This is a genomic window from Vibrio mediterranei, assembly GCF_900088415.1.
In the GTDB taxonomy this organism is placed as follows: domain Bacteria; phylum Pseudomonadota; class Gammaproteobacteria; order Enterobacterales; family Vibrionaceae; genus Vibrio; species Vibrio mediterranei.
Genome location: NZ_FLLQ01000006.1, coordinates 239,117 through 251,889 on the forward strand (window position 1 = coordinate 239,117; position 12,773 = coordinate 251,889).

Consider the following 12,773-nt stretch of genomic DNA (forward strand, 5'->3'; position numbering starts at 1 on the left):
TCCAAGAAAAGGGTTTTAACTATGTTTCAAAACTTCTTTTCGGACTACCTTGTGAAACTGCAGGAGAGCAACCAGCAATGGTGGAAAGACTTCGAGCAAGGCAAGGCAGCCGTTAATAGCCCTCTAACTAAAGCAATGCAGGAACTCAACGCAGAAGATACTGCAGCTTTTATGGATAAGGCCTCACAGCAACCCGCTGCTATGTTGGACATGCAAACTAAATGGTGGACTCAACAACTAGAGATTTGGCAGCGAGTAGCACTGCAATCAAGTAAAGAAGAGGTCGTTTCTGTAGAAAAAGGCGACCGTCGATTTGAAGATGATGCATGGAAAGAAGAAGCGTTTTATAACTTCATCAAGCAGTCCTATGTTCTTTTCAGTAAGACTTATTTAGAGACCATCAACTCGGTGGAAGGTGTCGATGAGAAAATCAAAGAGCGATTGACGTTTTTCTCCCGACAAACGTTGAATGCACTCTCACCAACGAATTTCATCGCCACCAATCCTGAGCTACTTAAACTAACTGTTGAGCAAAATGGAGAAAACTTGCTTGCTGGACTTCAGCAGTTCCAAGAGGACATTGAAGCAAGTGCTGATGTGCTGAAAATTCGCATGACGAATACTGAGGCATTCCAAATAGGTGAACATGTCGCTAATACGGCTGGAGATGTTGTCTATCAGAATGAGCTATTTGAGCTGATTCAATATCGTCCAGTAACAGAAGTGGTGAACTCTACACCATTGCTTATCGTTCCGCCTTTCATCAACAAATACTACATTCTTGATCTTCGTGAGAAAAACTCGATGGTTAAATGGCTGCTGGAGCAGGGCCACAGTGTATTTATGATGTCGTGGCGAAATCCTGGCGCTTCTCAAGCTAAGGTGGAGTTTGGCGACTACGTGACTAATGGTGTTGTCAAAGCAGTTTCTGCCATTGAGTCGATCACCGGTAAAGATCAGATCAATGCTGCCGGATATTGTATTGGTGGCACTGTCCTCGCTTCCACTGTGGCGTACTATGCCGCCAAACGTATGAAGAAACGGATTGTCTCAGCGTCGTTTTTCACCACGTTGCTTGATTATAGCCAGCCAGGCGAAGTAGGAGCTTATATAAACGACACCATCATCAGAGCTATTGAACTACAAAATAACGCCATAGGTTATATGGATGGTCGCTCACTCAGTGTGACATTTAGCTTGCTTCGAGAAAATAGTCTTTACTGGAACTACTATGTCGATAATTACCTTAAGGGTAACAGTCCCGTAGATTTCGACTTGTTGTACTGGAATAGTGATAGCACTAATGTAACTGCAGCTACACATAATTTTCTATTAAGACAGCTATACCTTGAAAACAAGCTGATTCAGGATAAAGGTGTGAAAATCGGCGGCGTGTGGATAGACTTAGATAAGATACGAATCCCAAGTTACTTTATTTCCACCAAAGAGGATCATATTGCACTTTGGCAAGGAACTTATCGCGGTGCGTTGAAAATGGGTGGGAACAAAACTTTCGTATTGGGCGAATCAGGGCATATTGCAGGTATCGTTAATCATCCCGCAAAAGAGAAATATGGTTTCTGGACTAATTCTACTCTAGAAGAATCCGCAGAAGAGTGGGTAGGGAATGCAGAACACCATAAGGGGTCGTGGTGGCTACACTGGAACGAGTGGCTCAAACAGTTTAGCGCGGAAGAGCAAGTTGAACCGTTTTCAACAGGAAATGAAGAATATCCTGTAGTAGGTAATGCTCCTGGTCAATACGTGTTGCAAACTTTGCCAGTTGTCGATTCCCTGCCAGATAATGAACCGACCTAAAGTTGACATAATCATCAATGCAAAAGGACCTCTTGGTCCTTTTCTTCTTCCAGTATCAAGCCTTTTTATCCGTAACATACTTTTTTTCTGTATAAGAAGTCTTAACATTAGACCAAGAGTTAGTTGTTGAGAGGTTGAGATGGAAATAGAGACGTTAGAACAAAAAGTAAGCTATATATACGGTCGAGAAATCGCGTTGGAACTCGCCAAAAAATCATTTCCAAAAATGAATATCAAAATTGTCCAAGAAGCCATCATGGACACATTCATGCAAAAAGAATGGCCATTTGACCCCTCTGAAAATGAGCAATTGAAGCAACAGATGGAAGATCAGCGCAAAGAAACAGAGAAACAGCTAAAGCAGCAACAAACAGAATTTGAACAAGCTTTTTTCAAAAAGAATGGTCAGCGCCGTGAAGTAACAACCCATAGCTCAGGTATTCAGTATGAAATACTAAAAGAGGGGAATGAGCTCGCTAGTGTTTCGTCAGGAACTCAGTGTAAGGTCAGACATAAGACTTGGCTTCTAAACGGACGTCAAGTTGATAGCTCTGTACATCTGCCTGAGCCGCTAACGATTTCTTTAAATCAGGCTCCTGTCTCTTGGTTAGTCGTACTAAAACAGATGAAGCTAGGTTCTACGTGGCGTTTATATGTCCCAGCGCACTTAGCTTACAAAGAAGATGAACATCCTAGGATTCCAGAAGAAACTGCTGTCGTTTTCGAATTGAGTCTTGTGTCTATTTGATGATATAGATTATTTGTCTTTCATTGTAAAAATATACAGAACTATGTGCTAGGTATTTTTATTTCATTAAGATGGTATATTGAGGTGCCTTTTAGGTATTAATATTTCTTATCTGAACTTTAAAAGAACATAATATCACTTATGGAGAAAGGTGTTATATTGCATGCTGTTTTGTTGGTCAAATGTAGCGTTAAGGTTTTTGCTGGAGTGCTATTCGTAACAAAATGAGTGATCCCAGTCACAGTGCAGGACCAGAAAACAAATTTGTAATTCTAATCGTCAGCATCTAGCTGCTAATCTGCTCCGGCTTTTTGATGTCCCCATCTCTAAGCAATATAAAAATAAGGAGTAATTATGACTAATACCAAAAAACCAATGTCACTGACTACACGAGTGATTATCGGTATGGTTGCAGGTATTTTGACGGGCTTCGCGATTCGAAGCTTGTTTGCTGAGAACGGATTTGTAGACGCATACATCGTTAATGGTTTGTTCGAAGTTGGTGGCCAAATTTTCATCGCCAGCTTGAAGATGCTTGTTGTACCTTTGGTTTTTGTATCGCTAGTTTGTGGTACAAGTTCTTTGAAGGACGTAACCACTCTAGGCCGTTTAGGTGGTAAGACTGTTCTTTTTTATGTAGCGACGACAGCAGTTGCGATCACCTTAGCTCTTACCATGGGCACTGTGTTCCAACCGGGTGCAGGTGCAGACCTTACTGCTGCTAGTTCATTTGCCGCTGCTGAAGCCCCATCTTTAGGGCAGGTCATCATTGACATGTTCCCAACTAACCCTATTAGCGCAATGGCAGAAGGTAAAACACTACAAGTCATCGTGTTTGCTGTATTGTTCGGTATTGCGATTAGTGCTGCGGGCGAACCTGGAGAGCGAATCGCGGCTGTGTTCCGTGACCTTAACGAAGTGATCATGAAGTTGGTAGCTTTGTTAATGAACATCGCCCCTTACGGTGTATTCTTCTTAATGGCTAAGCTCTTTACTGGTTTAGGTTTAAGCGCAATCTTTAACCTTGCAGAGTACTTCTTCGTTCTAACAGCCACATTACTATTGCATGGCTTGGTTACGTACAGTGTCATGCTTAAGTCATTTACAGGTTTAAGTCCTGTTACCTTCTTGAAGAAGATGGAAGACGCTGTCATGTTCGCGTTTTCGACCGCATCATCCAACGCAACCATTCCTGTTACCATGGAAACGGCTCAGAATCGTCTTGGTGTGGATAACAAAGTATCGTCCTTTACTATCCCGCTGGGTGCAACCATCAATATGGACGGTACGGCAATCATGCAGGGTGTCGCGACGGCGTTTATTGCTCAGGCGTTTAATATTGATTTAACCATGGGTGATTACCTGACGGTTATCCTGACAGCGACCCTTGCGTCAATTGGTACTGCGGGCGTTCCTGGTGTTGGCCTTATCATGTTAGCCATGGTACTAAACCAAGTGGGTCTACCTTTAGAAGGTATTGCATTAATCATGGGTGTTGACCGCCTATTAGATATGATTCGTACCGCAGTTAACATCACAGGTGACAGTGCAGTTACTTGTATTGTTGCTAAATCGGAAGGTGCATTGAACATTGATAAGTTCAACGATCCTGCTGCCGGTGAAAACGAAGAAAAGGTTGAACTAGTTCGAAGCTAATTCAACGAGAGAAAACAAAAGGGGCTAATGATATGTCATTAGCCCCTTTCTTTTGTCTTTTAGTTACTCAGCATTGCTTACTCTATATTTCTTGAAGCTATATATAGCAAGACTTCCCCAAGCGAAGGCTTGAATCCAAAGTTGCGTCCATGCCCCACGTATTTGAGACCACTCGGCACCCATTTGATTCAGCTTCAAAAAGCCATTAATCGCTGCTTGCGTAGGGAAGATTGCAGCAAACCACTTGATGGGCTCTGGGAGCATTTCTGTTGGCCATATAAAGCCTGCGGAAAAGATCAGAGGCATTGAGCTTAGCAGAACAACAACAGTTACTAGCTCTCTTCGTGGTGTAATGGCGCCCAAAAATATGCCAATAAAACAGGAAGTAAGCAAAAACGGCAACATTAGAGTCAGCAATTCGACGGGGTGTGCCAGCTTACTGATACCATACATCTCGAAGCTAGCACCGAAGTAATACATACCAAGTAGGTAGTAAATAAGCGTCAGCACAATGCTGCGAACAGCCACAACAGATAACACTGATTGAGAGCACCAGTAACCTTTACCTTGGCGTTGTGTTCCACCAACTAAACCGGACGCCATTGCGAGAGTCTGTTGAAGGATTAATACAAATACTGCTGGCACAACATAGTCTACATACCCCATTCGAGGGTTAAAGGTAGGTTTGGTGTTAAGTTGAGTCGCTGCATACTGTTTGCTCGCCAGCTCTAGAGGGATGCCATCGATAAGCAATTTGGTTACTTTGGCTTTTGCTGCCAATGTCCCGCCAGCTTGCGCTAGACCCTCAACCACGGTTCCATAAACCAAAAACAAAGCGGCATCGCCGGCGTAGGCGAGTACTGGACTTTTCCCTAACATAAGGTCTTTGTAGAAATGCTCAGGGATCACCAAAATACCGGACACTTCCCCATTTAAAAAAGCCTCTTTCGCTGCAGCAATAGTATGGTCTCGCTGTACCACTTTCACATTTGGTGTTGCGTCGACCATCCGTTCTAATTGAAAGCTGGTTTGACTGAGATCTAAGTTGACTACAGAGATTGGTTGTTCTCTTGGTGTTTGCTGAGTGTAGGGAAGAGGGTATAAAAACGAATAGAAAATCACGCCACCAAATACCGTTAGTACTACTACCGGATTGGTGAGAATGGCTTTGAGTTCGAGTTTTACATGTTCTAACAGCGTCATGCTACTAACTCCTTACTCATATGTTTTTTAATTAACACAGACGTTACTACCAATGGGATGACGTAACCTAACATTGGTGTTAAGTGCGAGAGTGACTGAAGTGGAGTGACGCCGTAACTTGCTTGGCTTACCTGAACCTCAATGTAATGACTGATTGGTAATAGCTCACGCCAAAATAACGCGAGGGGATTCATGTCTGTCGCTGGAAAAGTAATTCCCATAAACGCAAAACTTGGTGCGGTAAATGCGCCCGCAAAACTCATCGCACGTGCAGCATCGCAAGTTAAGAAGAAAAACAGTGCTGCCATTATCATACAGGTGATCGTAGTAACGATCTGTGCAAAGAAGAGCACCAGCCAACTTCCTTCCATTGGCCATCCAATTAAGTCGTAAAACCACACTAAAAAGAAAGTGCCTTGCAACAAGAACCAGAGGAAATAGGGGAACAAGGTCTGTGCCAATCTTGATATGGGTTTTTCTTGTCCTAACCAAGGAGCGAGTCCGGAGATTCGATAGTTTGCACTCAACACCAGTACAGTGAAAGACACAACAGCGATTTGCCAAATTGCTGGAACGATAGCACTCACTAGGAACTGAGCATAGTTAGTGCCTTTGTTGAATAGCGGTGTTATCTGAGTTCTCACGTTGACCGCTTTACCCATAGCTGCAGCGCCTGTTGTGTTGCCTTTTGCTAGAGCTTTGACAACTTCAACTTGAGCATTAAAAGTGCCTTGTGCTTGTAGAGCCGCAGAATTGATCAAGCGTCCAACGAGTATGTATTGACTGTTATAAAACAAGGTTACTTCTGGACGTAATGATTTCACTACGGCTTTATCAAAACCATGCGGTATGGTTAGAATTGCGTAAATATCGCCCTCTATTAGGGCATCACGAGCTTGGCCAATGTCATCATATTGATGATTAACACTCAACATCGAGGTGGCATCGTAGTTTCGAACTAGCTTTTGCGATAACTGGCTTTTACTCAGGTCAACCACACCAATGGGTAAGTTGCTGGCGATTCCTTGGGAAAAGATCCAATAGATAGAAAGGCACAGTAATATTGGCACCCAAGAGAGGCAGGATAATAACCATTTGTCATGGCGTAGTACTTGCCATTGGCTATGAAACTGACTTTTCGCGAGTCTTCGTTTAGCTAATGTTGGAAAAGAGTGAGGCATAATGGCTTCCTACATTTCTACCACTAAGCTCATACCCATACGAAGCGGTACATCCTTATCTACAGGACGAGCTTCAACTTCAAAGGTACGAAGATCGAAACCTTGAGTCGCGTCAGTTGAACGCCATGTAGCAAAGTCACCCATTACAGCAACGTGGAACACTTTAAAGGTCACGGTTTCATCAAGTGCAGGTAAGTAAGCATCAAATTCTTTACCTTTCTCGAATTGGCTTAAAAGATCCTCACGTACATTCAGAACGGCCCAGGTGTCTTTGGTATCAATAACCGTAACAACAGGGAAGCCTTGAGGTGCAAGTTCGCCACTGTGCAGCAATACTTGTGAAACTTCACCATCAAACCAAGAATGAATTTTAGTGTCAGCTGCATAAGCTTCCACTTCGGCTACCGCGCCTTCCGCCATTCGAGCTTTTTCTGCCGCAGCGAGTTTTGTTTCAGAACGCGCCCCTTCTTTGGTCATCTGGTACATCTGAAATGCTGCGCTTTCGGTGTATTTGGCTGCTTGCCATTGAGTCATGGCTTCATCACGTTTCTGCTCAGCTACCACACCATCTTTATATAGGTTGTTAACTCGTAGATACGTTTTCTCAAGTAATGCTGCAGCGGCTTTTGCTTTGCGCCATTGGTCTTCTGCTGCTTGAATCTGTTGCTTACGTGCCCCTGTCTCCGCTTCTTTGGCAAGTGCTCCCGCAGCTTTTTGTCCGGCTACGGCTTGCTCGAGTTTGGCTTCGATTTCTGGGCTATGGATGGTGAAAATGAGTTGGCCTTCAGCTACTTCGTCACCTTTTCGCACTAATACTTCATCAATGCGACCTGGTACTTTTGATGAAATGCTATATTGCTGAGACTCGATTTGCCCTTGTAGGCGAAATGGAGGTGTTTGATAGGCATCATAAAATTTGTATCCAACCCAACCAATAATCGCAATCGTACCTAATGTCAGTAAAGTAGGTTTTACCTTGTTCATGATGCATCCTTCGTTCTTAGTTGAGCTGGGGTAATAGCGTTATATTTATACGTAGAAAAGTTGTTCATCTCGCTAGAAAGCGCGAGTAATTTATTTAATGACAGTAAGTACTGGAAGCTTGCGGCGTCTTGCTGGGTCTTGACGCTGGCAAGATAAAGCTCAGCATCGACCACGTCTAGAGAGCGGCCTAATCCTTGAGAAAAGGCTTTTTGGCGTAGCTTGAGGTTCTCTTCTGCAAGTTGAATACTGGTATTCAACCCTTGCACTTCATCGAGTGCTTGCTGCGCTTCCAAGTAAGTTTTCTCAACTAAGACACTTAAGTCTTGTTTCGCTTGTTTCTTTAAAAATTGTACTTGAGATACCGCACTGTTAGCCGCTTTCATTTGCTCACTGCGGCCTGTGTTCTCAAGAAGTGGGACACTTACACCAATACCAACTAACCAATCTGGCTTCAGCTGTCCAGCCAATGAATCGCCGTGATACAGGCTATAGTCACCGTAGGCGTATACTTCTGGGAAATATTTACCTTTCTCAGCCTTCATCAAGCTACTTGCTTGCTTCTCTTTGGCATCAAGAATGGAGAGACCTGGGTAGGTGTCTAGAGTTTGGTCAACGAAAGCATCCAGCGGTGGCAGGTTTTCGTTGATAAAGAGCTGGTCACGAGGCTCAACGGTTTCAGATTGCCCTAAAACTTGGGTAAGGGCAGCTTCTGCGATATCTAGGCCGTGTTGTGCTTTTTTGCGCTCTACTACCGCTTTCGCTAATGATGCTTCTGCTTGAAGGCGCTCAACTCGAGCAATTTGTCCTTGTTCTTCGAGTTTAATGGCGAAGTCTCGGTGCTTGGTTAGCCCTTTTTCTGCCGCCGTTCTGGTTTCAACGACATTGCGTGCGAGCACTACGCTAAAATAGTATTTACTTAAATCTTCATATCGAGCTTGTACTTCCATTGCAAGCTGGCTTTGAGCCTCTTCTTTTTTACCCTCAGCGGCAGTTTGTGCTGCTGTGATTCGGCCACCAGTAAAGATTGGCCAAACGGCTCGAATTGATGAGCTAAATACATCTTGTGTTTCGATTGTTGAGGTTACACCGCCAAGTAGGTTGCCAAGTAAAGGTCCAAGAGCAGAAGCACCTGCGGGTAACCCACTTAAGCTATCCGCAAACTGTGAACCACTAATTGTCACATCTTGATCCAATCGAGTGTAGTTAGCGCCAACCGTAACCTTAGGTAGGTTTAGGCTACTGCTTGCATCTTGTAAGTGCCCGTATCGTTCTACGTTGGCTCGTTGGGCGGCTAAAGAATTATTGTTTTGTTGAAGCAATTGCCAGGCTTCATCAAAGGAGACTTCGGCAGAGTAGCTGCCGAAAGAAAGCGTTCCTAGCAATGCGCCCACAACCAGCGGTAGGGACCTTATTTTCATGTTTGCTCCAAAACAGATGTTAATAAATTGATTAGAGTATATGCTCTAATAAAATGGTGTGCAATAACATAACTATAGATGTTTTTTCGAGTGCTATGCGGTTAAGTATCTGTTATTTAGAAGCTAAACGATATATTTTGATGACGGATACTAAAAAAGCAACGTCACATTACGTGCCGTTGCTTTTTTTTTAAACGATCTTAATCATTTGATGGACAAACGTAGCCTGCTCTCCACATTAAGTCTTTTGCTTGAAGCAGTTCTTTTAAGACTTCACTGCCTGACATTTGTGGTGAAGCGAACGATACCATAACGTCGTGTTCTAGTTCCGATACTTGTGAGTTTGTCGCTTGATATGCTCTGACGTGAGTAAATGTAGCGCGTCGATTTTTCGACAGCATCGCCCGATTAAGGCAAATTCCAAAACAGTCCCGTTCCATAACGACGTTCCTTCTTACGTTGTATTTTGCGCTCTGCACAAGGGTTACTGCGTTTTCGTTTATTATTTTCTAGTTATAAGTGACCTTGAAAGTTACGTTTGAGTCGACAAATAGCAAGTAGACTCAGATACTTTTTAGATAACAATTTTACTATACGGAATAACGGCTGAATTGTTCTAAAAATAAGCTAAAAGTGATGTGATCATAATCAGACATTCGGTTGCATATGCATGTAACTGACATGAATATTTACACTCTAATTGTAGGAATCAAAGAGCGCTTTTATCGTCTATTTGACTGATTCTACGTAAATTAATTATATGCTTCACAGTTCGATACCCAATTGAGTGCTCGTATGTTACAACGCTGTTACAGTATGGGTGTTAGGGAGAGTTATCATGAAATGGAACCAGATAAGTTTTCGACACCGAATGCTCATAATTATGACGGTTTCGGGGTTGTTGCAGTTGCTTGTCTTATCATTAGCTGGATTTAGCTACATTAAGCAGTCCCAAGAACAGGAAATGGGGCTAAAAGCCAAAGGCGTCGCAACATTCTTGGCGCAGTCTAGTGCTGTTATCAATATGATTGAACAGAACACGTCTGCCCGAATGCAAAACCGATTTCGTGGACTTACTGAGATGATCGGGGCAGCCTTCATTGTTATTGGTGACGAGAAAGGCATTCGTTTAGTCCATCCTATTGATGAACGAATTGGGTTGCCAATGAAAGGGGGTGATAATGATCAAGCTCTGATTCATGGTCAAACCTACGTATCGTTTGCAGAAGGATCTCTTGGAAAGTCAGTTCGAGGCAAAGCGGCGGTATTTGATAAAGATGGCAATATCATAGGTGTTGTTTCCGTCGGCTACTTATTGGATAGACTCCAAGACCGTATTGAGCCCTATTTAGCGTTCCTCCTTGGAATGGCAATACTGGTGCTCATTGTGAACGCGATTGTTTCTTACTTTATCTCACGTCGTTTTCAAAAAGCACTATTGGGTTTTGAACCAGAAGAGATCGGTCGTCTTTATGGCGAGTTGGACGTCACTATGAGCACCATTAAGGAAGGTGTTATCAGCATTGACTCCGACGGGGTATTACGCTCGATTAATACCAGTGCGTGTGAGATCTTAGGGTTAACTAAATCGGGTGTTATGAACAAACCGTTGTACCAGGTGTTACCGAACTCCGACCTGCAAAGTTTGATCGAAAGCCAAGAGTCAGATAATGATATTGAGCTGTATCTCAATCAACAACGTATCGTTGCCAATCGCAGTCCCATTGTTGTTGATGGCAAAGTCGTTGGTGCGGTGTCGAGTTTTCGTTTGCGCGATGAAATCTCGGAATTGACTGAACAGCTATCGCAAACCAAAGCTTATGCCGAGCTTTTACGTTCGCAGACTCATGAACATCGAAACAAGTTGAACACTATAAGTGGATTGGTACAAATGAGGGAATTGGATGCGGTGCAGCATCTCATTGGGCAAGAAACTGAGCACTATCAGAGCTTAATTGAGTTCCTTCGAGAAACCGTTAAAGACCCGTTGATCGCCGGTATGCTTCTTGGAAAAACAGAGCGCGCACGTGAGCTGGGATTAGGATTAAAAGTAGAAGATGAGTCGCGACTTGAACCATTGCCAAAAGAGATAAATGCTGATGACTTAGTGACCATTTTGGGTAATTTAATTGATAACGCGTTTGAAGCAACATTATCGGCTATTGCGCACTCTCCTCATGAGCGGTTAGAACGGTCAGACGTTGAAGTGTCGGTGAGTGACTTTGGTAATGAAATCATTTTAGAAGTTATTGATAAGGGGTGTGGCTTACCCAAGCATCTCGATGTGAAATCGCTGACGCAACGTGGTGTGTCGAGTAAATCAGTCACTAATCGTGGTGTGGGATTGTTTTTAGTCAAACAATTGACTGAAAGATACCAAGGACAGTTGGAAATAGTAGAAAACAAGGATATCGGCGCACGTGTGACGGTATATATTCCTAAGGATGGATTAGCATGAGTGACTTAACACGAGTCATGATAATAGAAGACGATTTAAAAATCGCAGAACTGCATCGTCGATACCTAGAGCAAATTGGTGGTTTTGAAGTAGTTGGAATGGCGACATCAAAAGCCGAAGCTGAAATACAGCTTGAAATATTAGAACCCGAGCTAGTGATGCTCGATGTTTATTTGCCTGATGGTACAGGCATAGAAATATTGGCTTGGCTACGGAGTTTGAATCAAGAGTGTGATGTTATTTTGATTACTGCTGCACGCGATGTTGAAACTCTGCAACAGGCGATGCGTGGCGGTGTGATTGATTATTTATTAAAGCCTGTTATGTTTCCTCGGCTGGAGGCGGCATTGAAAAAGTACCAGAAACGTACCGAGCAATTGCATCATGTGGAAGGTTTGGATCAATCGTTAGTAGACGAAATGATGCAAACTAGTAGCGCAGAGAAAAATGTTGAGCTTCGACTACCCAAGGGGATTGATGGCGTGACCCTTGAGAAAATTCGTGCATTGTTTAAAGAAGATAAGCCATTTACCGCCGATGAAGCGGGGGAAATGATTGGCGCGAGCAGAACAACAGCAAGGCGATACTTGGAGTTTCTTATTAGTAATGGTGAGCTGGAAGCTGACGTGAATTACGGTACCGTCGGACGCCCAGAGCGCTGTTATCGTAAAGTTATACGTTAATCACCTCTTAATCTGATTTTCAAAGGATTTCTAAGGCCCTTCTGTTGTTTTACAAAAGGGCTTTTTTCGTACTATTCGGCCGAATCGTGATCTTGATTCAATAAACTCAGCCCAATAGAAAGGAAAAATCCTCATGAAACGTAACGGCTTTACGCTTATCGAACTTGTTGTAGTTATCGTTATTCTTGGCATTTTAGCGGTCAGTGCCGCACCAAGGTTCTTAAATCTTACCACTGATGCCCGAGTAAGCGTGTTGAAAGGCGCTCAAGCTGCGGTTAAAGGTATGGATTCATTGGTTTATAGCAAGGCCGTAATCAATGGCGTTGAACGCAATGGAGATAAAGCAGTCAAAATTGATGGTAAAAGAGTAAACTTAATCAATGGCCACTTGAAACTGGATACTAAAAACAACGTCGCTCAATTTCTTGATACAGACATGAATTATCATGTCAAACAGAATGGTGCTAGTGACGGTGGTGAGTTGGTCATCTATGGTGGTAAAGAAATACGCAATGTTGAAGTTGTGAAAGAGGGCGGCTGCTTTCTTCTTGTCACTCAACCAGACTCTGAAAAAGGCGAGTACCGTTACGCGATTATCGACCAGAATTGTTAATTAAATAAGAG

Annotated in this window: 11 protein-coding genes; 6 read left to right on the forward strand and 5 right to left on the reverse strand. The window is 43.2% G+C overall.

Annotated features, from left to right (window positions below):
* The first annotated feature begins 21 nt into the window (after nt 1-21).
* From phaC to VME0621_RS18045, 3 genes are all read left to right on the forward strand, one after another.
* Nucleotides 22-1,818: a class I poly(R)-hydroxyalkanoic acid synthase gene (phaC, locus tag VME0621_RS18035; protein ID WP_062460628.1), complete on the forward strand. Its 1,797-nt coding sequence runs from the start codon at nt 22-24 to the stop codon at nt 1,816-1,818.
* A gap of 139 nt (nt 1,819-1,957) precedes the next feature.
* The gene (locus VME0621_RS18040) at nt 1,958-2,566 is read left to right on the forward strand and encodes an FKBP-type peptidyl-prolyl cis-trans isomerase (protein WP_006072399.1); all 609 of its coding nucleotides are present in this window, start codon (nt 1,958-1,960) and stop codon (nt 2,564-2,566) included.
* Between the two features lie 354 nt (nt 2,567-2,920).
* Complete coding sequence (locus tag VME0621_RS18045; protein WP_038228520.1) at nt 2,921-4,222, forward strand: dicarboxylate/amino acid:cation symporter; 1,302 nt, start codon at nt 2,921-2,923, stop codon at nt 4,220-4,222.
* A gap of 63 nt (nt 4,223-4,285) precedes the next feature.
* Here the strand turns inward: VME0621_RS18045 and VME0621_RS18050 are convergent, their stop codons facing one another.
* The 5 genes from VME0621_RS18050 to VME0621_RS18070 form a co-directional block, all read right to left on the reverse strand.
* Nucleotides 4,286-5,425: an ABC transporter permease gene (locus tag VME0621_RS18050; protein WP_062460625.1), complete on the reverse strand. Its 1,140-nt coding sequence runs from the start codon at nt 5,423-5,425 to the stop codon at nt 4,286-4,288.
* A complete protein-coding gene (locus tag VME0621_RS18055; protein WP_062460622.1) occupies nt 5,422-6,606 on the reverse strand; it encodes an ABC transporter permease in 1,185 nt (394 codons plus the stop codon). The genes VME0621_RS18050 and VME0621_RS18055 overlap by 4 nt, the downstream gene beginning before the upstream one ends.
* 9 nt (nt 6,607-6,615) lie before the next feature.
* Complete coding sequence (locus tag VME0621_RS18060; protein WP_038228524.1) at nt 6,616-7,590, reverse strand: HlyD family secretion protein; 975 nt, start codon at nt 7,588-7,590, stop codon at nt 6,616-6,618.
* Entirely contained in the window at nt 7,587-9,008 is a 1,422-nt protein-coding gene (locus VME0621_RS18065; protein WP_062460620.1) for a TolC family protein, read from the reverse strand. The genes VME0621_RS18060 and VME0621_RS18065 overlap by 4 nt, the downstream gene beginning before the upstream one ends.
* A 200-nt stretch (nt 9,009-9,208) precedes the next feature.
* Entirely contained in the window at nt 9,209-9,448 is a 240-nt protein-coding gene (locus VME0621_RS18070) for a hypothetical protein (protein ID WP_062460617.1), read from the reverse strand.
* Nucleotides 9,449-9,846: 398 nt separating this feature from the next.
* Between VME0621_RS18070 and VME0621_RS18075 the strand changes: the two genes are divergently transcribed.
* The 3 genes from VME0621_RS18075 to VME0621_RS27015 all read left to right on the forward strand — a co-directional run bounded on the left by VME0621_RS18075 (nt 9,847) and on the right by VME0621_RS27015 (nt 12,762).
* Nucleotides 9,847-11,466: an ATP-binding protein gene (locus tag VME0621_RS18075; protein ID WP_065311721.1), complete on the forward strand. Its 1,620-nt coding sequence runs from the start codon at nt 9,847-9,849 to the stop codon at nt 11,464-11,466.
* Complete coding sequence (locus tag VME0621_RS18080; protein ID WP_006072411.1) at nt 11,463-12,149, forward strand: response regulator; 687 nt, start codon at nt 11,463-11,465, stop codon at nt 12,147-12,149. Before VME0621_RS18075 ends, VME0621_RS18080 begins: the two co-directional genes overlap by 4 nt.
* A 133-nt stretch (nt 12,150-12,282) precedes the next feature.
* Complete coding sequence (locus tag VME0621_RS27015; protein WP_082795537.1) at nt 12,283-12,762, forward strand: type II secretion system protein; 480 nt, start codon at nt 12,283-12,285, stop codon at nt 12,760-12,762.
* Nucleotides 12,763-12,773 lie beyond the last annotated feature (11 nt).